Annotated in this window: 24 protein-coding genes, 1 tRNA gene and 1 pseudogene; 11 read left to right on the plus strand and 15 right to left on the minus strand. The window is 43.7% G+C overall.

The window, feature by feature from the left end; genetic code table 11:
- Positions 1–93: 93 nt before the first annotated feature.
- The gene (locus F0261_RS07965) at positions 94–765 is read right to left on the minus strand and encodes a nitroreductase (RefSeq protein ID WP_168463440.1); all 672 of its coding nucleotides are present in this window, start codon (positions 763–765) and stop codon (positions 94–96) included.
- 229 nt (positions 766–994) lie between these two features.
- On the opposite strand from F0261_RS07965, the gene F0261_RS07970 reads away from it, so the two are divergent.
- The 7 genes from F0261_RS07970 (at position 995) to F0261_RS08000 (ending at position 8,220) form a co-directional block, all read left to right on the plus strand.
- Entirely contained in the window at positions 995–2,497 is a 1,503-nt protein-coding gene (locus F0261_RS07970; protein WP_039225577.1) for a catalase, read from the plus strand.
- Between the two features lie 242 nt (positions 2,498–2,739).
- Positions 2,740–4,269, plus strand: a complete 1,530-nt coding sequence (locus F0261_RS07975; RefSeq protein ID WP_049586905.1) for a DUF3369 domain-containing protein — start codon at positions 2,740–2,742, stop codon at positions 4,267–4,269.
- The gene (locus tag F0261_RS07980) at positions 4,266–5,618 is read left to right on the plus strand and encodes a sensor histidine kinase (RefSeq protein ID WP_171337622.1); all 1,353 of its coding nucleotides are present in this window, start codon (positions 4,266–4,268) and stop codon (positions 5,616–5,618) included. Before F0261_RS07975 ends, F0261_RS07980 begins: the two co-directional genes overlap by 4 nt.
- Positions 5,619–5,762: 144 nt before the next feature.
- The gene (locus F0261_RS07985) at positions 5,763–6,626 is read left to right on the plus strand and encodes an alpha/beta fold hydrolase (protein ID WP_171337623.1); all 864 of its coding nucleotides are present in this window, start codon (positions 5,763–5,765) and stop codon (positions 6,624–6,626) included.
- A gap of 84 nt (positions 6,627–6,710) precedes the next feature.
- Positions 6,711–7,523 carry a helix-turn-helix domain-containing protein gene (locus F0261_RS07990; protein WP_171337624.1) on the plus strand — a complete coding sequence of 271 codons (813 nt, stop codon included), beginning with the start codon at positions 6,711–6,713 and terminating at the stop codon, positions 7,521–7,523.
- A 48-nt stretch (positions 7,524–7,571) separates the two neighbouring features.
- The gene (locus F0261_RS07995) at positions 7,572–8,021 is read left to right on the plus strand and encodes a carboxymuconolactone decarboxylase family protein (protein ID WP_171337625.1); all 450 of its coding nucleotides are present in this window, start codon (positions 7,572–7,574) and stop codon (positions 8,019–8,021) included.
- A gap of 28 nt (positions 8,022–8,049) precedes the next feature.
- Positions 8,050–8,220 (plus strand): YrhK family protein, encoded by a 171-nt coding sequence (locus F0261_RS08000; protein ID WP_230633717.1) that lies wholly within the window; start codon positions 8,050–8,052, stop codon positions 8,218–8,220.
- A gap of 222 nt (positions 8,221–8,442) precedes the next feature.
- Here F0261_RS08000 and F0261_RS08005 read toward each other — a convergent pair whose 3' ends face one another.
- From F0261_RS08005 to F0261_RS19925, 4 genes are all read right to left on the minus strand, one after another.
- Positions 8,443–8,901 (minus strand): hypothetical protein, encoded by a 459-nt coding sequence (locus F0261_RS08005; RefSeq protein ID WP_171337626.1) that lies wholly within the window; start codon positions 8,899–8,901, stop codon positions 8,443–8,445.
- Positions 8,902–9,112: 211 nt separating this feature from the next.
- Entirely contained in the window at positions 9,113–10,078 is a 966-nt protein-coding gene (locus F0261_RS08010; protein ID WP_171337627.1) for a hypothetical protein, read from the minus strand.
- A gap of 675 nt (positions 10,079–10,753) precedes the next feature.
- Complete coding sequence (locus F0261_RS08015; RefSeq protein WP_171337628.1) at positions 10,754–10,942, minus strand: DUF4926 domain-containing protein; 189 nt, start codon at positions 10,940–10,942, stop codon at positions 10,754–10,756.
- A 115-nt stretch (positions 10,943–11,057) separates the two neighbouring features.
- Positions 11,058–11,987, minus strand: coding sequence for an RHS repeat-associated core domain-containing protein (locus F0261_RS19925; RefSeq protein WP_301338803.1), 930 nt, complete (start codon positions 11,985–11,987; stop codon positions 11,058–11,060).
- A gap of 196 nt (positions 11,988–12,183) precedes the next feature.
- On the opposite strand from F0261_RS19925, the gene F0261_RS08025 reads away from it, so the two are divergent.
- On the plus strand, positions 12,184–12,783 hold the full coding sequence (locus F0261_RS08025) for a DUF6037 family protein (protein ID WP_171337629.1): 600 nt from the start codon (positions 12,184–12,186) through the stop codon (positions 12,781–12,783).
- Positions 12,784–12,811: 28 nt separating this feature from the next.
- On the opposite strand, the gene F0261_RS08030 is transcribed toward F0261_RS08025, so the two are convergent.
- From F0261_RS08030 to F0261_RS20210, 4 genes and pseudogenes are all read right to left on the minus strand, one after another.
- On the minus strand, positions 12,812–14,416 hold the full coding sequence (locus F0261_RS08030; protein ID WP_171337630.1) for a hypothetical protein: 1,605 nt from the start codon (positions 14,414–14,416) through the stop codon (positions 12,812–12,814).
- Positions 14,417–14,442: 26 nt separating this feature from the next.
- A complete protein-coding gene (locus F0261_RS08035; RefSeq protein ID WP_171337631.1) occupies positions 14,443–15,345 on the minus strand; it encodes a nucleotidyl transferase AbiEii/AbiGii toxin family protein in 903 nt (300 codons plus the stop codon).
- Positions 15,342–16,112 (minus strand): type IV toxin-antitoxin system AbiEi family antitoxin, encoded by a 771-nt coding sequence (locus tag F0261_RS08040; RefSeq protein ID WP_171337632.1) that lies wholly within the window; start codon positions 16,110–16,112, stop codon positions 15,342–15,344. The genes F0261_RS08035 and F0261_RS08040 overlap by 4 nt, the downstream gene beginning before the upstream one ends.
- Before the next feature lie 255 nt (positions 16,113–16,367).
- Positions 16,368–16,595 (minus strand): annotated as a pseudogene (locus F0261_RS20210) (tyrosine-type recombinase/integrase); the annotation flags it as partial.
- 421 nt (positions 16,596–17,016) lie between these two features.
- Between F0261_RS20210 and F0261_RS08050 the strand changes: the two are divergent.
- Positions 17,017–17,835, plus strand: a complete 819-nt coding sequence (locus tag F0261_RS08050) for a hypothetical protein (protein ID WP_171337633.1) — start codon at positions 17,017–17,019, stop codon at positions 17,833–17,835.
- A 22-nt stretch (positions 17,836–17,857) separates the two neighbouring features.
- Here the strand turns inward: F0261_RS08050 and F0261_RS08055 are convergent, their stop codons facing one another.
- The 3 genes from F0261_RS08055 to F0261_RS08065 all read right to left on the minus strand — a co-directional run bounded on the left by F0261_RS08055 (position 17,858) and on the right by F0261_RS08065 (position 18,950).
- Complete coding sequence (locus F0261_RS08055) at positions 17,858–18,247, minus strand: hypothetical protein (RefSeq protein ID WP_171337634.1); 390 nt, start codon at positions 18,245–18,247, stop codon at positions 17,858–17,860.
- Positions 18,248–18,300: 53 nt separating this feature from the next.
- A tRNA-Pro gene (locus F0261_RS08060) sits at positions 18,301–18,377 on the minus strand.
- Between the two features lie 111 nt (positions 18,378–18,488).
- Complete coding sequence (locus tag F0261_RS08065; RefSeq protein WP_014979641.1) at positions 18,489–18,950, minus strand: YHS domain-containing (seleno)protein; 462 nt, start codon at positions 18,948–18,950, stop codon at positions 18,489–18,491.
- Positions 18,951–19,078: 128 nt separating this feature from the next.
- Here F0261_RS08065 and F0261_RS08070 point away from each other — a divergent pair, with 128 nt between their 5' ends.
- Positions 19,079–19,975, plus strand: a complete 897-nt coding sequence (locus F0261_RS08070; protein ID WP_171337635.1) for an AraC family transcriptional regulator — start codon at positions 19,079–19,081, stop codon at positions 19,973–19,975.
- Here the strand turns inward: F0261_RS08070 and F0261_RS08075 are convergent.
- The 3 genes from F0261_RS08075 to apbC all read right to left on the minus strand — a co-directional run bounded on the left by F0261_RS08075 (position 19,962) and on the right by apbC (position 23,446).
- Entirely contained in the window at positions 19,962–21,398 is a 1,437-nt protein-coding gene (locus tag F0261_RS08075; RefSeq protein ID WP_171337636.1) for a DASS family sodium-coupled anion symporter, read from the minus strand. The genes F0261_RS08070 and F0261_RS08075 overlap by 14 nt on opposite strands.
- Positions 21,399–21,521: 123 nt before the next feature.
- A complete protein-coding gene (gene dcd, locus F0261_RS08080; RefSeq protein ID WP_014976864.1) occupies positions 21,522–22,115 on the minus strand; it encodes a dCTP deaminase in 594 nt (197 codons plus the stop codon).
- 224 nt (positions 22,116–22,339) lie between these two features.
- Positions 22,340–23,446 carry an iron-sulfur cluster carrier protein ApbC gene (gene apbC / locus F0261_RS08085; protein ID WP_171337637.1) on the minus strand — a complete coding sequence of 369 codons (1,107 nt, stop codon included), beginning with the start codon at positions 23,444–23,446 and terminating at the stop codon, positions 22,340–22,342.
- A gap of 108 nt (positions 23,447–23,554) precedes the next feature.
- Between apbC and metG the strand changes: the two genes are divergently transcribed.
- Complete coding sequence (gene metG / locus F0261_RS08090; protein WP_171337638.1) at positions 23,555–25,582, plus strand: methionine--tRNA ligase; 2,028 nt, start codon at positions 23,555–23,557, stop codon at positions 25,580–25,582.
- Positions 25,583–25,707 lie beyond the last annotated feature (125 nt).

Consider the following 25,707-nt stretch of genomic DNA (forward strand, 5'->3'; position numbering starts at 1 on the left):
GCTCATTATATTTCAAACGGACGTTTTCATGCCGATGGCTTAATGCAGTATTGGCTTGCTGAAAAAATACCGAGCCGCCTAAATCGAAAAACGCTAAAACCCGTGATACGTCACAAACTCTTCGTTGTCGGCGCGAGTTGAGCGAACCTCGTTTGCAGCGAACTCTGGGTCTGGATAGCCCAAGGCTATGCAAATCATAATGGCCTCATCATCAGGGATGTTAGCGTGCTTGTGTACTACATCGGACTGCATAATGCCCTGACCATTGATAACACAACCAAGCCCTAAGTCCCATGCAGCTAGCACAATGCCATACGCCAGCGACCCTAAACCAAACTGGGTGATCCCTGCTGGCTCTAAAGACTTGTCATAGGTAAGCACCAAAGAAACGGGTGCATCAAACTGCCTAAAGCCGCGCATCATCCAATCCATACGCTTTTCCTTGTCTTCTCGGGTTATTCCCATTACGTCAAACAGCTGTATGGCTACATCAATTTGACGCTGACGGTGAATCCCCTCGTAGTCCTCTTTGTATGGAAAGTCTCGAACGTGCGGTTTACCTTCAAGTGTATTTTTGGTGTTGCCTTCACGAATTTTATCAAGCACGTCGCCTGTTACTGCATGAATTTTCCAGGTTTGCGTGTTATAGGACGATGGCGCCCACTTCGCTGCGTTGATAATCGCGTCTACTGTTTCCTTAGTAACAGGCTGTTTAGTGAACCCTCTAACACTCTTTCTTGATGCTGCAAACTCGGCAAAATTCATACACTTCCTTAAACGCGGTAATTGAACTTGTTAAGTTAGAGTAAACACGACGAGTTTGCTCTTCAATAGGCGGCAAACTTAATTCAGATTGTTTGTTTTTATAGATATATATAGAAGTTTGTAAACCCTTTCATTTAGCAGTGCGTAGCAAAAGCATGTCATGAGTCAGGCACACATGATGTTTATGGAAGTTTGGCTTTCGAAAGAAGCATACGAAAGGAGTTTTATAATGGCTAAGAAACCGCAATTAACCACGTCGGCAGGCGCCCCCGTAGTAAGTAACGAAACCACTAAAACAGCAGGAGAGCGCGGCCCCGCCCTCTTACAAGATTATCAACTAATCGAAAAGTTAGCGCATCAAAACCGCGAACGAATTCCAGAACGTGTCGTTCACGCGAAAGGCTGGGGTGCACAGGGCACATTTACGGTCACGCACGACATTACCGATTACACATGCGCTGACTTATTCTCAGAAGTGGGTAAACAAACTGAAGTATTAAGCCGGTGGTCTACGGTAGCAGGAGAATCAGGCGCAGCTGATACCGAGCGTGACGTGCGAGGCTTTAGCTTGAAGTTTTACACACAACAAGGCAACTGGGATATGGTAGGTAATAATACTCCTATCTTCTTCATTCGCGATGGATACAAGTTCCCTGACTTCATTCGTACGCAAAAACGTCATCCGAAAACTAACCTGCGCTCACCAGAAGCCATGTTCGACTTTTGGGCTGCACAGCCAGAAAGCGTGCATCAAGTTACCATTTTAATGTCGGACCGTGGTATTCCGGTGTCACCTATGCACATGAACGGCTATGGCAGCCACACTTTCAGCATGTGGAATAAAGAAGGCAAGCGTCATTGGGTGAAGTTCCATTTCAAAACTCAACAAGGCATTAAAAACTACACCAATGAAACGTCTGAAAAAATCATTGGAAGCACTCGGGAAAAATATCAAGAAGAGCTATATAACGCCATTGAAGAAGGCAATTTCCCAAAATGGACAATGTACATTCAGGCCATGCCAGAAGAGGAAGCAGGACAGCAAAGCTATAACCCGTTCGACCTAACCAAGGTGTGGCCGCACGATGACTATCCGCTTATTGAAGTTGGCGAACTGGAAATGAACAGAAATCCAGAAAACTACTTTCAAATGATAGAAAACGCAGCATTCAGTCCGTCAAATGTTGTCCCTGGTATTGGCTTTAGCCCTGACAAAATGCTTCAGGCTCGCATATTTTCTTATGCTGATGCCCATCGCTATCGTTTGGGCACACACTATGAAGCACTCCCCGCTAACGCGCCGAAAAATAGCAAGGTAAACCACTATCACAAAGACGGCGCGATGCGCTTCTTTACCAATGATTTTGGTAACCCTGACGCCTACTATGAGCCCAATCAATACGAAGGTCCGGTGGCTGACTTTTCAGTGAAAGAGCCTCCGCTTCGCATTGATGGAGACGCTGATAGATATCATCAAGATGAAGCAGATGTGGATTACGTGCAGCCGCGAAAACTGTATGAGATGTTTTCTGATGATCAAAAAGAACGGCTGTATAAAAACTACGCTGCCGCAATGGGCCCGTGCTCAGATAGCGTAAAAGAGCGTTGGTACGCCGTGCTAGAAAAGGTACATCCAGACTACGCCGCAGGCGTACGAAATGCGGTAGAAAGCTTAGATACCGACGTAAATACGGTACCGATTACTGAAAATACCCCTATCGAAGATAGCTAAACGCTATTGTTGTAAGGTATCGCGGCCCAGCAGTTTTCTCTTACTGGAATCTGCTGGGCTCCACAATTTAACAAACTTGGCATATTTTTAATACTTGCCTAAAACACATCTAACTGATGATAAAGAGACTTCTGTCATCAAAATATGCTCATTGAACTTTAGAACAAAACTTGTCGAGTAAGTTTGCGAGATTGAAAATTGTGGCTTACGTTTAATGTATCTAAACGTTTATAGCGCTATGTATGTCGTTATTTAAGAAGTCAAAAACAGAACAATCCACCTCTCGCCAAGCTCCATGGAAAATAGCCATAATCGATGATGAAGAAGGCGTACATGAGGTCACTAAACTCACTCTGCGGAAATTTAATTTCGAAAAACGCGGGGTTGAATTTCTATCAGCTCACAGTGGCGCTGAAGGCCTAGCACTTTTCAAAGCAAATCCAGACATCGCTCTCGCTTTCGTTGATGTGGTGATGGAAACTGACGATGCGGGTTTGAATTTGGTTGATGCCATTCGCAACGAGCTCAATAACCATACCGCCCGCCTTATTCTGCGAACAGGTCAACCTGGTCAGGCGCCGGAAGAAGAGGTAATCAGGCGTTACGACATAAACGACTACAAAGCCAAAACTGAATTATCATCGCTTAAACTTAAGTCTTGTGTGTACACAGCAATAAGGTCGTATCGGGATATTCAGACTATTGAGCAAGGTAAGCGCGGTATGGAAGACGTTTTAAAATCCTCGTCTTCCGTTTTAGCAAGCCAGTCTTTAGCCCAATTTGGCACCGCAGTGTTGAAACAGACACTTACACTGCTTAACCTAAACAACTCTGTACTCTACTTGTCTACTCAGCACACCGACTTATATGGCGATACGACCATGACGGTGCTAGGTGCCAGCGGCGACCTAGTTGGATTATGCGAACCTGGAATTTCTAGCCGAATTCCTGAAACCATCGAAGAAGAAATCAAACAAGTCTTAGAAAACAAAAGTCACTATCAGTCTAAAGATTTATTCATCGGCTACTACCCTACTGGAGAAGATAGCCACAACATCTTGTATGTTAAATTAGATCATCCACTGGATGCTCTGCAACGCAAGACCTTAGAGATGTTTGCCTCTAATGTGGCGGTAATATTCCAGAATCTCACGCAAAAAGAAGACATACAAAAAACCCAAAAAGAACTCATTATGGTGCTTAGCGACGCAATCGAAATGCGGAGTAAAGAGACCGGTGGCCATGTGAGAAGGGTCATTCTTATGACCGAATTTCTCTCTGAAAAGCTTCACATGAGCCGAGAGTTTATTGAGACCATACGGTATTCAGCCGCACTTCATGACGTGGGTAAAATTAGCATCCCTGAAACTATTTTACATAAGCCGGGCAAACTCGACCCCGAAGAATGGGAGATCATGAAGACCCATGCACAAAAAGGCTACGAGCTACTTGCGGGATCTGATCGCATCGTTGCTAAAATGGGCGCCATCATTGCGAAAACGCATCATGAGCGGTGGGATGGTCAAGGTTACCCTGAAGGATTAGCTGGAGACGACATTCCCGTGGAGGGTCGTATTATGGCAATTGTCGACGTTGTCGACGCATTGCTATCTAAGCGCTGCTATAAACCGGCATGGAGTCCTGAGGAAGTAAAAGCCTATCTTCATGAGAATTCCGGGAAACAATTCGATCCGCTAATCACCCACATTATGATAGAGCACTTCGACAGGATCCTTGAAATCCGAGCCACAGAACCGGACGAAGATGAATGAAAGAATCGCTAGAACTAATCTTATTACGCGTTAGCCAAAGCGCAGATATTGATAAAGGTGAATTAGACGTTGCTTCTAGACTTATTATCAACTCGGTGTGTGAGGGTTTGCAAATTACTCGAGCTGGCATTTGGTTGTATGATGAAATGCAAACACTGGTCCAGTGCACATTGCTCATTGATAAGGGTAATGACCTGGACCACGAAAGCTTAGTGCTTACCCGAAAAGACTTTCCTCACTATTTCGAGGCGCTAGATTCAGAGAGAACCATTGCGGCCCACGACGCATTAACAGATGTTGCAACATTTGAATTTGCAGAAGTATATTTAACGCCGCTTGGAATTAGCTCTATGCTTGATGTCCCTATTCGCCACCGCGGCAAAATGATTGGGATAATTTGTTGTGAACACCAAGGCAAAGCCCGTGAATGGCATGCCGATGAAGTTGTATTTGCGGCATCACTGGCAGACCTTTACGGGCGTGCAGTGAGTGCAAATGAGCGCGCAGATTACGAGCAGAGGCTAATTGAGGCCAACCAAACCCTTGAGCAAAAAGTAATAGACCGCACGGCTGAACTTGAGGCCGCACAAGAAAAGCTCGTCGAGTCAGAAAAAATGGCGGCGTTAGGAAATCTAGTCGCAGGCATTGCTCACGAAGTTAATACGCCGTTAGGCATTGCACTTACCTCCGTCAGTAACTGCAAAGAAGAACTAAAAGGCATCTATCGAGACTTCGAAAACGATGAATTAACCGAGCAGGGTTTTAAAGACTTCGAAGCTATTTGCTCTGAAGGGCTAAACTTGGCTGAAACGAGCCTGATGCGGGCAGCGAATTTAGTACAAGACTTTAAGCGCACTTCTGCTGACCAAACGTCGTTAGAAATAGAAGAAATTGCATTAGACGAATATATCCCTAGAGTCTGTAACCCTTTAAAACCCATGCTTCGCAAAGAACAAGTTGAGCTAAGCATAGACGTTACGCCCAATTTGGTGATAACCACCTGTCCCGGCATTATTGCCCAATTGCTAACAAATTTAATATCGAATGCTCAGCGTCACGCTTTTGGTCCATCGGTAAATAACGACGTGAATAGAGTGAGTGTGAGCTGCAGTAAAAATGTCAAAGGCATTGTGATTAGCGTACAAGACAATGGCAAAGGTATACCAGAGGCGCTTCACAAGAAGGTATTCGAGCCATTTTACACCACAGCTCGTGATAAAGGCGGTACAGGGCTGGGCCTAAATATTTTATACAACTTAGTACGACAAAAATTTAACGGTGAGATTGACTTAGCATCAACCCCTGGAGAGGGAACGAAAGTAACCGTCTGTATTCCGGTTGAAGACTAGCGTACCTCTCATTTTCCACTACCTATACCCTGCGTTATAAATTCCCTGTGCAGCGCGCGACATTATTAAAATGTCGCCCTCACGACAGACGTGAAATCAAAGGCTGGGCAAGCTAAATACAAAAACATAACAAGGCATGTAGAAATGCAACTTTCACATTGGCGAAGTTCCGGCCACTTTTTAAACGTCGACGGTCAGCAAGTTTTTTATAAAACAGAAGGCACGGGACCAGTACTATTACTCATTCACGGATACCCCACCGCAAGTTTTGATTGGACTAAAATATGGCCAGCACTTACAAACAAGTATCAATGCGTGACGCTCGATATGCCGGGGTTTGGTTTTAGCGATAAGTCACCAAAAAAATACTTAATTAAAGAACAAGCAGACACGATAAGTGAGGTAATAAGGCATTTAGGTATTACAAGTGCCCATGTTCTATCTCATGATTACGGTGATACGGTTGCGCAAGAAATGATGGCGCAGCAACTGGAAAACGACCTTGCCTTTCGCATCGAATCGCTGCACTTACTTAACGGTGGCCTTTTTCCTGAGACACATCGTGCTCTGCCCATTCAAAAGCTGCTGCTCTCTCCAATTGGTGGTCTACTCATTCGCTTTTTAAACAAAAATGCAATTCGAAAAAGCATGCACAACATATTTGGTCCAAACACACCTCCTTCAGATCAAGACATCAATGATTTTTGGATACTTATCAGTACAAATAATGGTCACCAACACATGCACTTGCTTTTGGACTATATGAAGCAGCGTAAACAATACCGAGAGCGCTGGGTAAGTGCACTGCAAAATGCCAATGCCCCTCTTCGACTAACCGCAGGTATGGCTGATCCAATCTCTGGCGCGCATATGGTGGCGCGGTACAAACAACTCATTCCTAATGCAGACGTAATTGAGCTCGATCAAATTGGGCACTATCCGCAAATTGAAAGTGCTGAAGCCGTGGTGAAATCTATAACAAGCTTTTTAGGTCGCTACACTAACTAAACGTGAAACTTTGTTTTGATACAGCACGCGACAGGGGTAATATAACGCTTCACTGATTTAACTCTAGACTCGCAACCAACGTTTATGGACGCTTCAACCAACAACGAAATTATTCCTGCCGCTAGCTTTAAGCAGATTGATATTGGTTTCGTGACCCCTGCTGCTTCCATAAAACGGTTTGTACAATGCATATGGGTGATTGATAACCCAGAAGGCTCACCTACAACCCTAAACGAAAAATTTTATCCCGATGCAGGTGCTAGTTTGACTTTCTATCTCGATCAAACTAACTGTGAAGCGCAATTGTTTTACCATACTCAAGTCTGCGCCATGCCGTGGGAACTGGCTTGCAGACAAATAAGTGTAAGATTTAGGCCCGGTGCCTTGAAATATTTGTTCGGTTTAACCTTTGATGACAGTAAAAACCAACAAATCGACATCGCGTTGGCTATGGTTAAGCAGCGTGATTCCTATCAACGACTGCAAGCCTATCTTATTGGAAAAACTATTAGCCAGCAGTGCTTAGCAATACAGCACTGGCTGATTGAGCTAGCAGAAAATACTGATGGAGCCTTTCAGAAATGGGAGCGCATGCTTTATCAGTCAATGAATTTACTGGTGCCCCCACAACATCTTGCCGATCAGTTCGGCGTCAGCCGAAGAACGCTGGAGCGCCAATTTCGCACTAACTTTGGTTTCTCGCCAAACAAACTGTATCAATTTGCTCAAATACGCCATGCTCGATCGTTATTAACCTCAAATTCTGAAGCGCTGAGCCACGTCGCATTGGCATGTGGTTACTTCGACCAAGCGCACTTTACGCATTCGTTTAGTGATTTCGCGCTGGAAACGCCCCTTCAGTATAGAAAGCGAAAGTTGTCGCAAATTTACAATTAAGCGTTTTGCTTAGACTTTATAGTTCTCCGCAGTTTAAAGGAGATCACTATGAAAAAACGTATTACACAATCTGAGCTATATTCTGAATATCCCCATATTCTTGAACACCTCACAGGCTTGGTTAAGCCTTCAGTCAAAAGTACTTTAAGTCATAAACTCATACATTTAGTTAAGCTTCGTGCGTCACAAATTAATCAGTGCGGCTTCTGCCAACACATGCACGCCGAAGAAGCGAGAGAGTCTGATGAAAATCAGTCAAGGCTTGATGTATTGTCTGCATGGAGAGAGCTAGATTGTTTCAGTTTTGAAGAGAGAACAGCATTAGCGTGGACGGAAGCGTTAACGCTTATCCACTCTTCCACTATTACTGAAGAAATGTATAACAGTGTAGAAAGCACCTTCGGAAAAAAAGGGCTGATAGAACTCACGTCTATTATTCTGCAAATTAATAGCTGGAACCGTATTTCAGTAAGCCTTCAGTTTCAACCTTCTATTTAGTAGTAAGGAAGACGTGAAAATGACTATCATGAAACAAGTACAAAATAACAAATTGGGTGTAGCCGCCTGCTTGTGCTTTTTTTGGGGAAGTACCCTTTTCTTGCCAGCCTTCAGCAAATTTGCAACCGCTGGAGTATGGTTGTTTATGGCGGGTTCTCTATTGATGCTTTTCGACATCTTGAGCATTAAAACCAACTAGGCTTTGCGCTAATAATGCTTAAGAGTGTATATACAAGTATGCACTCTTTTATTGAGCGAAATTTACTGCTGTATATTGGTACAAGAAAAGTGAGTTTCGATTTTACTTTGATATATATGGCATAAGCCATTGAATGGGGAGAGAGAAGTTGGTCGGTGTGAGAGGATTTGAACCTCCGCCCCCTGACACCCCATGACAGTTACAACAGTGCAAACAGGAGTATTAAAGTGTAAAAAGCAATCCTGTCAAAGAGAACATCCAAAATGTGATGATTATCAAAGCAGAAATTCTCCATGCCATACCGGGAGCAGAAAGAGTTTCAATATCGCCACTATCCTTTTTAACATTGACGAGACCGCTTACTTTGCAATAAGAGGTAAATGCTGCATCAGCGTCTTCAGATTGACACAAAATGCGAATCACACTAAATGGAATCGCCTTGCCATAATACAAAGAAAAAGCTCTCGCTATTGAAAAGTGGCGTGTTGGAAAAAGCCACGCCTTGTCTTTTGCTAATCCGTCAATGATGTCCAACAAATCAACTTTGATTGCTTGTAATGCCACATCACGATTTCGTTTGTGTACGTATAGCAAGCCGAGTACACCAATTATTGCTGCCAAAACCATGTTTACATTGCAAACTTGGTCTGGATTTGTAATAAAGTCGATAAAATTTTCCATTGTTAGAATCATGTTCCTTGAAAATATTGTGAAACCTAAAAGGGTAACGAGGTTCGCCTACATTGTTTTAGTTCGACATCAGAAAAATTCTCAAAACGGCAACCCATTCGCCATCTTGTTTAAGTCGCTGAATGCAACCACGCCTAAGACTGAAGTTCGTATCAAAGAAGAGGTGGTGACATCAAGTTTTGCAAGACTCTTAATATTGGCACTACCTAGACTTATCCTCAGTTAACAGCCAAACCATATACTCCATTGCTTTTGCATCTGCGTTTATTAACGCTTCATTTTCTTCTAGCGACGTTAGATAGGGTTCAAACTCTGTTTCGATGAGCCAACCCACGGTTTGAATATGATTAAACGCATGAACGGATAAGAGCGTATGCTTGATGGCCAAAAAGCACAAAGAAAAAAAGGTAAAGTTGGTTCTCTTGGCATAGTCTCCATAAAATTTCGCGAAACCATCTGAAAACCGAAAGCCAAAAGCATGAGGAATGGTGCGAGCAAACGCTTTAAATTCCTCGTGGTCTCGCTCCACTTCACCTTCCTCAACTTCAATGACAAAGGTGTTGATATGTCCATATAAACTTTTGAGTTTGCGCCGTAATTGAGCTTTATACGTAGACTTATTAATTCGAAAGTTTTGCTCCGAAAGGCTGTTTTGTGGAAATACGGTTTTATAAAGCTTGTCGCTGTCATACACCTCTATGAATCCCTCGTACTCCTTTGGTATACCAGCGTTTCCTATATGCTCCATAAAATGGTTGCGGTGCGCGAAGTAGTTGTTGAATGCGTTGTTTTCAACCGTTAACGTATTTGCTTTGGCTCGCTGCTTTGATGCATGGAAACGACCCACCGCTACGCTTATCGGGAGGCAAAGTGATGCAACAAAGATAGGAAAACCCAGTTGTTTCAGCAAGGCTTCATAATCAGTCGGACTAGGCCAACAGAAACACCAATAAGGCACGGTCAACAGAAGTGCCCATCCAACGAAAAACAAAATTGGCCACCAGAACACCATGTGCTTATGCAGCGGTAATTCATCGTAAATAGAAAAAGGACGCCAATTGAATTCGATGGCTTGCAACTTCTCTTTAACCCGTTTCCAGTGTTGAGCAATGTTGCTTTGGTTTGGGTCAGTTGGCGGTGGTGCAGGTGTTTTTGAGTGATTTGTCAATGCTTAGTTTTTCTTATCAGCAACGAACGCTACGACATATGTTAGGACAATTGAGTTCTCTCGCGCAACAACGACGTTGTTTTTAGGCTTTAAAACTGTTTCAGTCTCTAAATGATTCTGCCCCTTTTGATTCTTGCTTCGTTTATTAACTTTCACCTTGAATAGCCAATACCGAAAATTCATCACCCGCACTATTACTAACTTTAAAACACAAACCCCGCCGAAGCGGGATTTGGTTTCAAATTATGATTGATGCTCTTGTTTTTAGCTCTAACCGCACTTAACCCAATTTGATTTTGAGTTGCCCCCTTTTATTCTTGAGGCTAGCTGCATATCGCGCTCTTTCGAAAGTGGAATCAACCAAAACCTGATTGACAATCATCAGACTTTATACTCAAAAGAGTCGCGCCCGGCAATGATAACTCCAAGCAGGAAATCGCCAAGCTTACTGGAATAGCACTCAAATCAACACAGCTAGGCCGCCCCAGAGGCAAACAAGCCAAAATTAACTCTGACCTCGTTATTTTTCTCAGACACTGACACCATTATTCTCCTACCCCCCCAACCTGCTGTGCTCTAGTGATCATTTCTGCTGCTATTGGTCGTTCAGTCTGCAGCAAATGATAAAGTACTAATGAAGACCCGATTATAGTAATGACATAGACTCAACCTAGCTCAGCCATCAACTAGCTCAAACTGATTGGAATTTAATACTAATATATCTATTGTCTCGCCGTTTTCATTCGAAAATTCAACGTCGTAATTTCCATCACCGAAGTCATCTATAACATAACCTACAACTCCCTCAGGCAAACCTTCGTCTTTGAACTCTGAGGCTTTCAGAACGACTTTTTTGTATAACATATATAGCTCCCTATCTGACGAAGCCTGAGAATGGCCTCGATAAAGTTATCGAACCATCTTGCCTAATCATCCAGCCTGATTTGACGTAGGAGCTTCTTCCATACGCTGCACTAATTCAGGGTACGTTAATTCCAATTTCAATACGTTGTCCGTATTTGGTCATTTCACCAGCATTGAATCTTCCTTGAGAATATAGCTTTGCAGCTTGACTTTGATACATTTTAGCAAGCTGAGAAGAATGCTCTACACCATAGCCAAGACTTCTGAAAATATGGTCCTTGCCATGTGTAGCGCCATCTTTAAAAATGTATCCTGAAAATTTCTCGACAGGAACACCAACATTTACTTTGGCTGTCAAACTTGATCCTGACAACTTAGAGCTCGACGTTACTGCGGTCCTCATCGACACTGAGGCACTATTCAAACCTCGAATGAGTGGCGAACCAGCGAACCCCAGCGGCATAATACTATTTGCCAGTATTTGTTTGTTCCAAAATCTTCCATTAATGCCAAATAATCCATCATAAACATCCCGGATCTCTCCATAATTTTCCAGCCCCATAGCGTCACTTGAACGTACCCAATCATGAATATCGAATGAGCCACAGTTGCCATAGCCAGCTGCACACTGCTGAACAGCAAGCCAGTCGACGCGCCCTACGTCTTCACCTGTATCTTGTTGTTTTGATGCTTGGCTTTCAATTTCTGTGGTTTCTGAAACATTAGTAAACCTTGTTTCGTTACTTGTAGGAGAAGCGCCATTTTGCATTGACGAGAGCTCGCTCTCGACATTGTTCATGGCTATCTCACTTACTCTATCGTAATCGCCGGGAGTACCAATCACCTTCGCACCAGTACTTGCACAGCTAGTTCCTTTAATTCTTGAACCTGTGCATGACATGTAGCCGGAGGGATCAGTTCCAGCTAAGGGGTTATTCATAATATATGAATATGGGTTTATCGATTGTGAATTGCCCGGAGCCTGAATGAACGGATCAACACTCAAAAAACGCCCAAGGTTATGATCGTACACCCGCCCGTTCATATGAATGACGATGCAGTACGTTTAGTACCTTAGGTCAACAGCAAGCTTTTAAAGAACAAATAGTTAGAAACAACTTTTTGATTAGATTAATGTAACTGCCCTAAAGAATACAACATTTAAAATTTTGAAGAACAACTTGAATTTGTTAATTACTCACTGTAAGAACGTTAGTAACGCGTTCAAGGGATGATAGAAAATGGAAATGACTTCACTACGATTGCTGCACAAAAGTATGTTAGCAGTTGGCACGGATATTCAGCAGTTTAGAATCAATACTGGATCAGCCAGCTTCGACTGTTTGTTTTCAACAAGAGAAAATCCCTTTTCGCTCGCCCTGACCTCTAGAGGTAGTAATCCAAAATTCTTTAAATTTGACGTTCAGGTAGGTTATAGAATAGTCCCATACTTCGGTGATTTTTATTCGGATTTAGTAGAAGTACTCCGAAGTGGCGCGAACACTGGGCAAAAGCTAATACCCAAAGATTTTCTTGAGCAACTAAATAACCAAATCCCTATCAAAGCAACATCTAGCAATACCCCTTCAACTAGTGAGATCATTCGCTTACGTCAAGACATTACCGAAGATAGAGAAAGACCTCATTTCGACACATGGATATTTTGGAAATCGAAAGATAGACAAGGGCCAACGAAAGAGAATCAACATAAAACACTCGTAGTAATGGGACCAGAAGCCCTTCAATTTAGTCTAGATAACCGAGCTTCATCCAAGTGGAGTGCGAAAGACTTGGGGCGAGATTGGCGTGAAATCAAAAAAAAGCCAGATACGCCGAGCTAACCAATCTTTTTATGTTAAATTCAATTCATCATAGTTGATCTGCTACTGTATGAACTACAGCTCTTCTTAAATCGTTTCCTTTTTCTAACAATTCTGTTTTCGATTTGCTATTCCAGTATTCGACATTCGCTTTGACAATATCAACCAACGCCGTGAACAAAGATTCGTTTTTTACTGCGGTTTCCCGTGCTCTTGCATACTCTTGGCCTTGAGATTCCAGCTTTTTGAAGAAGGACTCTATGTGTTGGAGCATAAGCATTTTGCTGGTTGATGTATCCGCATCCTCTTCTTTGCAGTGTTGCATAAACGACACGAAAAAGTCTTCGCAGGTTGCTTCTGTCCCCGTCAAGTAATCGAAGTCATTTATGTTGCAAACAAAAATGTTTTCGTAAGGAATTGGTTGACCAAACTTTGATTCCAGATTTGATATGGTGTCGGCGGCTATATGCTTGGCTATGTTGCTAAAGCGTTTCAGATAATATTCGCCTTGCGTAACAATAAGCCCATATCTTTCGGCTTTCTCCGGCAGTTTTTGATAGCATTGTTGTTCCAATCTGAAAGCACATTCGATAATTTGTTTTGCCGCTCTGATCACCGTGTCCTTCAGGTGGTGTTTAATTAGTCTCGGCTCTGCGGTAATCATTGTCTCGACTTTTGGGACAACGCCTTTAGCTTCAACGAAAACAACGCCATCGGTAGCTTTTACCACCGCATCAACCACTTTACCTTCAACCCTGTGCTCTTTGTATAGCAGTTTTAGTTCATCCTCAGAATCGAAGGAAACGTCGTCTCGAATTAGGCAGCCTCTGACATAGTTCTCATATGCATCGCCATAACGCATTCTGAAACCATCGCGGTTTATTCTTAAAAAATGATTAAAAGCAGATTCTGACAACCCTCGTCTCAATAACGCATGGTCTGGCGTATAGAGGCCACGAGTATTGAGAATAACGGGGCAATGAATCAATCGAGTGTCTGCGTTTATAATGCTCATCGCGTTTTCGCGAGGCATTTTCTCCGATAGAAAACGCTCAATTTCTTCAGGAAACATAGCGAAAACTCTTATGGCCTTAGCAATTGTGTCAATACTGAAATGCGGATGCAGTGCTTTCACCACTTCAAAATAATTCATCACACGACGTTCATTATCCATCCCTACCAAAATAGCAGCGGTGATGTGAAAATAATCACTGAGCGTTATTTTTGTAGCTTGGAAAAATTCATCATTGAATGGACTTTTTCCCATAGGGAACATGAGTGCATGCTGTAACACGAGTCCTCTTAACCAATACGCTTTAGAATGCTGAATCCAGAACTGGTTGTTGATCAATGGTCTTAAAAATAAAGTGACTGATTCAATATTATTGTTGCCAAAGTTTGAATCGTTTAGCTGCCACAACCTGTTCATAAACCATGTTATGTCACGAGCCGAGGCGATTTTAGGCGTTCCTTTGTTTTCAACCTCAAACAGCCACTCCAACAGCAAATAAACGAGTGACGGCATGCGTTGATGTTTTTCTATACTGCCATCGGCGTGGCGTGCCAATAGTTGGTCAAGTTGTTGCCCAAAACTCTGTTTATCGTAGTACCTAACGCGTTTTTTAAGTTTGAAAACCTCTGCATTATCGGACATGAACTTCTACTTCTTTGTTGTTCTGACTATTGAGAAAGTTGATTTTGCAACGCGCCTAGGTGCAATTCATAATCTTCAGGGCGAGATTGCTTGAACTTCTCCAGATTAATCAGCTTCCATTTCACCGAAGGAAACTGGGAGAAGTCGTATATTGACCAGTCAGGCTTTAGCTGATTTACACTGAGTAAAAATGCGCGATCTTTCTCGTCTAATCCGCTGTTCACAACGTGGATAAGCTCACTTCTGGTGGCTTCAAAATCTTCATAGGTGAAAGCATGTTCGGACATACCTTTGAATTGACTTTCAAAGGCAATTCGTTGGTCAATGTGATTGGGGTTTAACATCTCATGGGTAGGCCGATTGCTACAAATAAGGGCGTATATAACGCCTTTCGCTATCTCGCGTGAATAGCCTTGGTGTTTGAGCAACAAGTTAACGTCAAACAAATCTCTTGGGTGTTGGCGGTCAAGGGCTGCGCAGATTTTACCGCCATACAGTTGTGATAGTGGCACCACCTGAATATCACAGAACACATCAAATTCATCCTGCGCGGTGTCACACAGCGGCATAACCTCAGCACTATCATCAAGCACACCTCTGCCAACCATATTCACTTCAATCTTAACCAGTACATCGCCTTCTTCTACCATCAACTTGCAGACATCAGCTTTGTGCGTAACTTTTATAGTCGGCCTTAGTGACTTGATACTACCCATTATTCTTGTCAGCGCATGATTGATTTCACGAAGGCTCTCGCTTCGGTCTTGAATCGGTATGTATGTCAAATCAATATCTACAGACAACCGTGGCATGTCCAGTACAAATAGATTGATAGCGGTGCCGCCATGCAGCGCAAAGCAGATTTCTTTCGCTACTTCGGGAATGACGTTTAGCAGCAAACTGACTTGTTCTAGATAAAGTGATTTCATGTATGTGATTCAAGCTCTTTGGGCACGGTTATTTGGTACTTAGGGATATACACACCCTCAGCCACTATCTGGCGCTTACCTTTGCCTAAATCGATAGCATCCAGTTTTAGGTAGTTCAACCAACTGTGACCGGCTTTTTCGGCCATATATAAAAACAATCGCTTTACTTTGATAGAAGTACACGCCTCCAATAGTTCTTGAACTGACTTTGGTCTCAGATTATTCAATCCTTCCATTAACTCATAAACCTCTATAAGCGGTTGCTTATCAGGGGTGAGATACAAACACTCCATTACTGCACGTGCGGGGCTGGATACCTTGATTGAGAAGTCTTTGACATCATACTTTGTCATTCCAAGTTCAGCAGGTAAAAATGATGACGCGTGATAATCTAAGTCTATTCCCCAATCATACTTTTTAAACCACGAAGGTAACCTCTCGGTTTGTGAACCGAATAGCTGGCAGCGCTGCATAGCTAATTCAAGGTAGTGTAACTTACCCAACAGTGATAAGGCGGTTTTGGCACCGATGTGTATGCTCAATTCAAGTTGCGTTTGCAGTGCATAAAGTCCGCCTAATACATCAACTTTGTCCCCATCTCTTATCAGGGCACCTCGCTCAAGCTGTCTAAGCCAGTTACTCTTGCGGTAGCGTTTTTGCAGATCTAGGCTGTAACCTTGCTCAGTCAGCCACGCAGACGCTAATACGACACCTTGAGGTGTCGAAGACATTAGATGGTTTATTTTACTTCTATTTTCGGTACTCATGGTTCTAGTTTAGTGTAAAAATCAAACCCGCACAAACCAATAGTTTAAATTTACTCTTAAATAGGCACTCAAAGTACGCTTTTACTTAAATTTATAAACCCGGCATGTAAAAGCATATTGCTATTTTCAGCTACTCATTCAAATATTGATTTGCGCAGCATTAAACATTAAAGCCCCCCTCCGCAAGATTTGAAAACAAAGCGCCGTAAAAATCGAAGACTTGTGTCAATGAGGAGATTCGATATTTCAGCTGCATCAGGGTTCGGGGGAATAAATACTAGGAAGACTTGCAGCGGGATGAGTGCGAACGTAGTCATTCCTCAGTTTGCCAACAGCGATATGGGTATACACTTGTGTGGTACTCACGTCCTCATCCCCAAGCATCTTCTGGACGGTTAACAAATCAGCGCCACTATCCAGCATAACGGTCGCAGTAGTATGTCGGTAAAGGTTGCTTGCACCGCGCTTTGAAATGCCTGCACGTCGTTTATATCTTACTTTGGTGGACGATTAGCGCAATGCAAATTTGCATTCCGTTAAATCCACAGATTTGCCGAATAAGATTTAGCGACCGCAAAATTGCAGTCGGTAAATTCTGAGTTGAACATGCAAAAGTTCAGTTACTTACCGTACCGAATATTGTCGGTTTGGCTCTGCATAATTCCCGACCGAAATCACCAGCAGAGCCTGTGCGATGTCTTCGTATATTGTCAAGATGAACGTTGCGACTGGCTTGAAGATTGTCTTAGCGATGTTTCCGTGGCGCGTAGAGGCACCCTATGGGGGGGAGTTGAGGCTTCATCATTGTCGATTTGGCCTCTCAGATTTTTGTAGTGAAAACTTTTCAATCATAAATCAAAACAAGTAGTATGACGCGGTAAGTTTTTTCAGGGAAGCAAAAATAATGAAGGTCCATCACTACACTACAATTGATACTTTAGAACTCATCTTGATGAACCGTACGATAAGACTTAATCGTTTAGATTACGTCGATGATAAACAAGAGAGTGAACTCATAGCGCATAGACATTGGGCTAAATTTATCTTCGTTAGTAGTTGGACTGCGAACGAGCATGAGTCACGTTCAATGTGGGATTACTCTGGATTAAATGGGGTGATGATAAGCCTCCCAAAGTTTCCATTTAAAAAATATCAACTGAACTCGAAGCAAGAGATGATGCTATCCGTTGGCGATGGAACATCCAGCCCTGTTCCATTTGAGAGAATGTACAACAAGAAATGGATGTTTGTAATACCCCCCTTGATTGAGGAAATTTATGGAAATAACGTTGAATATGACCCTGACCCTACACGACTAGTTGGAGTTCATAGGATTGATGAAAATGACGACCATCACTTCAGTCTGGGAAAGGAATTAGCACGAATAAAAGATATTGCATGGAAATACCAAGAAGAATACCGATACGTATTCGTTATCGTTCCAATAGATGCCGAGGCTTTTCAAAAATGGCAAAATACTGGTAACTCTGAAGAATTTTTTAGGTCCGGTTTAACTAATTTTATCCGAGGTTCTGATACCACGTTAGATTACTTCGATGTTGAATTAGATGATTCCTTGGAGTCAATTCACGTTACATTTGGTCCTCAATGTAGTACGAATGAAAAAAAGCGGGTTGAAAACTTAATTGCACAATACGCCTCCGCGGGCACAACTAGCGAGAGTAGGTTAACAGGAAAGCTTCAGGAGCCTAAGCGTAGCTAAACTTTAACTATGCTTCATTTCATTAACTACAGTTAGAAACTAGCTTCAAGCAGTCAGCTTCATGAATCCTCTCGACATACTGCCACAGTTCGTCCTTGTTCTTATACTTACTGTACAAGTTATACGTCAAGGACAACTGCTTGTGCACTGCTAGTTTCGTAGCGATGTCTTCAGGACAACCGACTTGCTCTAGCGCTGTCGCGAAGTGACCTCTAAACGAGTGTAAGCCTGTCTTGTAGCCCTCAACCTTGGCGAATCCTTTAGTTATCTTACCGAACTTCGACGAGATACTGTTAGCGGCACCTTCAGCACCAATAACAGCCTCACCGATCTCAGGGAACAACCAAGGGCTATCTCCTGCCCTCTCTATGACCTGAAGCACAAGAGGTTTAATAGCTGGTGATACAGGCACAATGCGTTGAGCGTTAACTTGTATGTCAAGCCACTCAAGGGTGAGAGAGAAGTTGGTCGGTGTGAGAGGATTTGAACCTCCGACCCCTGACACCCCATGACAGTGCGCTACCAGGCTGCGCTACACACCGACCGAAAGAGCCGACAAGTCTACTCAATTTCAACGACTTTGCAATGTAAAAAAACCAAATAACCGCCTAAACGATTATTTGGTAATCAAAACCCATCTAAAACGAAGCTTATTACAAGTCGTCTGCACTTACATCTTTGATTTCTGGCCATTCTTCATTCGCCTCATCTATATGAGTAGGAATGTTCTTCGCCCATGCTTTGTATACACTTTCGTCTTTATTCACATAAAGTACGCCATCAACAATTTCAAAGGCTTTGCCGTTGATTTCAAATTTCTTACCAAACGTTGCGCCGTAGGCACAAAAGCCGCCGTACGCTGGTGCGTATTTGCCTGGATTGCTTACAAACATGTCTCTATTTTTCTGCGATGAAAATCGGTAAATAGCGTCGTTGTGGACAGCCGTTATAGTCGCTTTACCCAGCACTGGCTTACCTTCAGTAAAATAAGCTACAGCGTCGTGCCCGGCTAAAATAATTCCGTTTTCGTCGGTCTCTGTATCAACGCCAGCGAATACCGCGCCACTAGCAATTAGTGAAATTGCAAATAAACTACCTTTTAAGAATGCTCTCATGCTATTTCTTCTCCACATTGGTGTTTCGAGTGTTTTCACACTATCTCTGTATAAGTTCGAAGAATATGGTACGTACTTCGGTCTTATACAAACATGCTCCAAACGCTTAAATACTTGTCCAAAACACCATGAAAAATTTAGAAAGCCTTTTTGACAAACTTCAAATAACCACCAATGTATTTCACAACGGACAATATTGCGGTAACTGGCAAATTGACACTTCTGGCACCGGCTTTATTAATTTTCACGCCGTAACTCACGGTCAATGCTACTTACACCGTAACGACGACGGCCCAATTCTGTTAGAAAAAGGCGACATGGTTTTACTGCCTGTTGATAGCCCACACCTTTTAAGCCCTACAAAAACTCACACTTACAAAAATGTTAGCGCAAGCTCTATTCCTGTTAGCGAGAAACTAGGAGCTGAAGGCCCGGTGCTACTTTGCGGTTACTTCGAGTATCAGCACCCTTTAATGAGAGTAATAACAAAAGAACTGCCAGAATTTTGGATAATTAAAAAAGCATCAAAAGAAAGTAGAGTGCTACATGAAAGTCTGCAGTTACTTATCAGCGCGTCGTTAGAAGTGTCGGACTCAACCTTCACTTCGTCGGTTCTGCTAAACAAAATCGCTGAGGTTGTATTCCTTTTGATTGTGAAGCATTTAATGAGCAAGTACTCATCAACCTTAGGGGCTCTACTGCATCCGGCCATAGCCAATAGCCTTCAAGCGCTGCATAACTCGCCTGAGCAACATTGGAACGTAGAAATGCTAGCGAGTATTGCGAATATGTCTAAATCTAACTACGCAGCAAAGTTCAAAGCCTGTGCAGGCGTAACTCCAATTAAATACCTAACACAATGGCGCCTGCGTTGTGCCTGCACAGAAATAATTCAAAGCAACAAGCCATTAATTACCATTGCAAACCAATATGGTTACGAAACGGAAGCTTCTTTTTCAAAAGCCTTTAAAAGAGAGATTGGCGTATCTCCTTCACAAAAGCGCGTTCAAGCTAGGCCAGCGTAACGTAACACACCCCAGTTACTACCAGTGCAACTAACACGTTTAGCACCACCCCCTCTCTGGCCATAGTTTTTATGTCGAACTTTTCCGTTGAGTATGCAATGGCGTTAGGCGCTGTGGCTACTGGCAGCATAAAAGCGCAACTTGCGCTAATTGCCGCGGGGATCATCAACAACTTAGGATCTACGCCCACAGCCATACCCGCGGCCGCTAGAATTGGCATTAGTAGTGTAGATGTTGCCGTGTTAGAGGTAATTTCCGTCAAGAAGGTAACGAACAAGCAAATTCCAAGTACCAATAGAAGAACAGGAAGCGTAGAAAGTCCCGTTAGCCATGTTCCCATAAGAACACTTAAGCCCGATGACATAAATGCTTTGGCAATACAAATACCGCCGGCAAACAATAACAACATGCCCCACGGAATATCGTTTGCGGTTTTCCAATCAAGCAGTTTGTCGTTGTTTCCTTTTTCGTCTACTTCACCATTATCGTTTCCGCTGTTGGTAAAGAACATAGCCGCAACACCCGCCACGGCAATAGTACTGTCACTTATTGTGCTTATGCCTATCCAAGCAGTCCAAAAAGGTCTGAAAATCCAAGCTAAAGCGACAGTGCCAAAAATAGCAAGAACACGCTTCTCGGCTTTTGTCCATGTGCTTGGCACAGGTAAATCGATGTTCCCCACTTGTTTAATACCGCGCGCTAACCATAAAGCCATAATCGGTACGCCTAGTATTACGATTGGTACACCTGTTTTCATCCAGTCGATAAAGCTGTATTCAATACCTTGGGTCTCTTCATACACGCTCATAAAGATAATATTAGGTGGCGTCCCAATCGGTGTCCCTACCCCACCTAAGCTTGCCGAATAAGCGATACCAAGTATAAGCGCCACGCCAAATCGCGGATTGTCTACTGCGTTGATAATAGCGATAGCCATTGGCAACATCATTAGGATTGTTGCCGTGTTACTAATCCACATACTGAGCACTGCAGTTGTTAACATGAAGCCCAGTACCAGCTTGAGCGGGCTGCCGCTGCCCGTTATACGCAACATGTAAATGGCGAAACGCTTGTGTAAGTTAGCGCGCTCCAACCCTTTTGAAAGCATGAAAGCAGCCATTAATAGAATGATAACGTGGCTTCCGAGAGCAGAGGCAGCTTCGCTGTGAGACAGCACACCAAATAGCGGGAATAGCGCGAAGGGTAAAAGTGAGGTAGCGGGAATGGGGAGCGCTTCAGTCACCCAGAGCACAGCGACAAATAGCGTAATTGCTGCGGTAAAAATGATCTCGCTGGGCTGGTCAATAGCCCACAATCCCAAGCCACATAATACTGAAGCGATAAAGGCAAATAGAATTATACTGTTTTTGCGTGTTGGCTTTCGTTGTAGAATTTCTGAAGAAGGTTCAGAGTTTGTGTGCATTGCGCTTCCCGTTACTAATAGCTTTATTATAAGTGCTAGTTATTGCTCTTATATTTTCTATCAGTAATTAGCGGGAAACGCACTACGCTTTTGCGAAAAAACGTGTTTTTAAGACGGTTTCTATTATTTACTCTCGTCGTCTGACGAGATTCGGCTTGCAACTGCGCCTGCTTGGCCTTTGTATTTAGCGTCCACTCGTGCGTTGTACGGCTTTTCGGCTGGCGCCGATAAAACCTCAAAGCTAAGTGCCCCTATTTTCATTTTAGGGCGAAGCGCCAGCGGTAACTTACCACTGTTGTAAAACTCAAGAACGATGTTGCCCGACCAGCCTGGATCTATTCGATGTGCGGTCACGTGAACCATTAAGCCCAAACGCGCAAGCGAAGAACGCCCGTCTAACCAACCTACGATGTTGTCAGGCAAGGTTACTGACTCGTGGGTAATGGCAAGCGCTAGCTCCCCAGGGTGTAGAAAGAAGGCTTTACCCTCTTCTAGTTCAATTTCATCGCTCATAACATGGTCGAGCGCTTCTTGAACCTGTGCTTTCGGCCCACTTAAATCGATAAACGGCGCTTGGTGATCTTCAAACACGCGAAATTTATTACCTAGGCGGATATCTACCGTTACACCACTTATCTGATCGTAGCTGGGTGTAGGGTCAATTTTAATTTTTCCATCTTGCAGATGTTGGTAGATATCGCGGTCGCACAAGCGCATGGTGTATTCCTCATTTCGTTAGGCCGCTATTATGCGTATGTCGCCGCATGCATTCAACTGCTCAAAGGCTTGTTTTATCTGCTTTTGCGCAATTTTCGTATAGTTTTATCAAATTTTAAATTGAAGCAATCGAACCTGGCTATAATTCACCTTTGCTACACCTGTCTGAATTTACCTATCCGACGGGCATTCCCGATATTTGTTACCTAGGTATTTCAAGCTAGTTACTCTTTACCAACAATGCCAATAGGGTTGCCCTTAATGTGTTTAACTGCCCCTTTTCGTGGCGCAACAGTAAGGGCCAACTGCATAGACAGGGCGCGAGCAGCCTCGCGATAGCTCTCACTCAAGTCACTGTTGGGCGAGGTAATTAACAAAGGCGTACCGGCATCGCCATGTTCACGAATATGAATATCAAGCGGTAGCTGTCCCAAAAGCGGCAGTCCGTGGCGTTCGGCAAGCGCCTCGCCCCCGTCTTTTGAAAACACATAGTCTTTGGTACCACAGGCTCTGCACTGGTAATAACTCATGTTTTCAATAAGCCCTAATACAGGTACGTTCACTTTTTCAAACATGCTTATGCCTTTTTGGGCGTCGGCTAGCGCTAAGTCCTGTGGCGTTGTAACTACCACTGAAGCAGTCAGCGGTACTTGTTGCGCCATTGTCAGTTGGATATCTCCTGTTCCTGGTGGCATGTCTACAATCAAGTAGTCCAGCACGGGCCATAGGGTTTCATCTAATAATTGCTTTAATGCCCTGCTTGCCATGGGTCCGCGCCATACCGCCGCATCTTCCTGAGGCACTAGATAGCCAATTGAGTTCGCCACCAGCCCATGTGCCGTTAGCGGCTGCATGTGCTTATTATCTTCGCTTTCAGGGTGTGCATCGGGGTTGCCCAACATAATGGGAATAGACGGCCCATAAATATCGGCATCTAAAATCCCAACTTTCGCACCTTCTTGCATAAGCGCAAACGCTAAATTAATACTGGTTGTCGACTTACCTACGCCGCCCTTGCCAGAGGCGACCGCTATGATGTTTTTAATGTTGGTGACCGGCGCTACTTCTGTTTCTCCACTTGCTACGCTTTGTTTAAACGTAAGCTGGTCATCGCCAAGCTTCCCTTTTAACTGCGTGAGCACTTCTTGTTTAAGCGCGTCTAACTGAGTAGCAATACAAAACGGCAAAGTAACTGTCACACCGGCATCTTCATTTTCTGGCTTGCTAAAAGCACACCATGGCAAGGTATCTTCAACATCTAACGAAAAATACTTGGCCAAAATTACAGCAACTTTTTGAGTTGCCGGCTCTGCTTTGCGAGAAAAGAACATAAAATGCCTTACTAGTAGTAGAATTGTGTGAATTACGTAATGCAAAAAACGCGGTTTTCCGCTAGTATTTGCAGCCATTTTGAAACGCAAAGAATCAATAACGTCATTATGTCAGAAAAACGCCGAATTCTGGTAACCAGTGCGTTGCCATACGCAAATGGCTCTATTCACTTAGGTCATTTGCTAGAACACATTCAAACCGACATCTGGACTCGTTTTCAGCGCCTTCGCGGAAACGAATGTTACAGTGTTTGCGCCGACGATGCACACGGTACGCCGGTTATGCTTAAAGCCCAAGAGCTTGGCATTACACCAGAAGAAATGGTGGCAAGAACGCGTGCTGAACATCACCAAGACCTTGTTGATTTTCACGTAGATTACGACAACTACTATGTAACCCATTCGCCAGAAAACAAGGCGTTGTGTGAAGAAATTTACACCCGTTTGGATAATGCGGGTTACATCAGCAAGCGCACCATAAACCAACTGTTCGACCCTGAAAAAGAAATGTTCTTGCCGGATCGTTTCGTTAAGGGTACCTGCCCAAGCTGTGGTGCAGAAGACCAAAACGGCGACAGCTGCGACGTGTGTGGCGCAACGTATAGCCCAACAGAAGTAAAGAACCCGCGCAGCGTTGTATCGGGTGCTACACCAGTACTTCGTGAGTCTGAGCACTTCTTCTTTGACCTGCCAAAATTTGAAGGCATGTTAAAAGAGTGGATCCGCTCAGGTGCCCTGCAAGAAGAAATGGCTAACAAGCTACAAGAGTGGTTTACTGAAGGCCTTCAACAGTGGGACATCAGCCGTGACGCGCCTTACTTCGGCTTTGAAATTCCAGGTGCGCCGAACAAGTTCTTCTACGTGTGGGTAGATGCGCCTGTTGGCTACATGGCAAGTTTCAAAAACTTCTGCGACCAAAACAACTTAGAGTTTGATGATTTCTGGAAAGCAGACTCAGAGGCTGAGCTTTATCACTTTATTGGTAAAGATATTACCTACTTCCACTGCCTATTCTGGCCTGCGATGCTAGAAGGTGCGGGATACCGTAAGCCTACTGGCGTAAATATTCACGGTTTCGTAACGGTGAACGGCGCGAAAATGTCAAAGTCGCGCGGTACGTTTATTAAAGGCCGTACTTACCTTGACCATCTGAACCCAGAATATCTGCGTTACTACTTTGCGTCTAAGTTAGGCGACGGTGTTACCGACATCGACCTTAACTTTACTGACTTCGCACAAAAAGTGAATTCAGACCTGGTAGGTAAAGTGGTTAACATTGCAAGCCGCTGTGCAAGCTTTATCACCAAGCGTTTCGACGGAAAGCTGTCTGAGAACGTGATTGAGCCAGAACTGATTGCTGAGTTCCAAAACGCATCTGAAAGCATTGCTGCACTATTTGAGAAGCGTAAGTACCACCAAGCCGTGCGCGAAATCATGGCGCTTGCTGACAAAGCAAACCAGTTCATTGATAACAACGCACCTTGGGTAACCATTAAAGACGAGACTAAGCAGCAGTTCACACACGATGTGTGCTCGCTAGGTATCAACATGTTCCGTCTGTTAGTGGTTTACTTGAAGCCTGTACTACCAGTACTTGCAGAAAAAGCAGAAGAATTCCTAAACGACAAGTTCGACTGGAATTCGCTGCAAACCCTATTGAAAGGCCACGCCATCAACAAATTTAAGCCGATGATGCAGCGTGTAGAAATGGAGAAAATCGACGCCATGGTTGAAGATTCAAAAGAAAGCCTAGCGCCAGCAACACCGGCTATCGACCCAGACACCCCGCTTGCTAAAGACCCTATCAGCGACACTATCTCGTTTGATGAGTTCGCCAAGGTAGATTTACGTATTGCGCGTATCGCTAAAGCTGAACACGTGGAAAAAGCCGATAAGCTTCTACGCTTAGAGCTAGATTTAGGCGGCGAAACCAAGCAAGTTTTTGCTGGTATTAAGTCGGCCTACTCGCCTGAAGCCCTAATTGGTAAGCACACGGTAATGGTGGCGAATCTCGCTCCTCGTAAAATGCGTTTTGGCATGAGTGAAGGCATGGTACTAGCCGCGGGCCCTGGTGGCGACGAGCTATACATTCTTGAGCCGCACGAAGGTGCAAAGCCGGGTATGCGTGTTAAGTAAGCTGTAAAGCGCCCCCTTAAAAGTAAGGTGACATTCAGCGCTATTGAGCGACGGGATGTCACCTTTTTTGTTGAGCGGTTATTTAAACTCTTCAATTTTTAATACCCAAAGTTATCCGGATACTC

The sequence above is a fragment of the Alteromonas sp. 07-89-2 genome (assembly GCF_013113925.1).
GTDB lineage: Bacteria > Pseudomonadota > Gammaproteobacteria > Enterobacterales > Alteromonadaceae > Alteromonas > Alteromonas macleodii.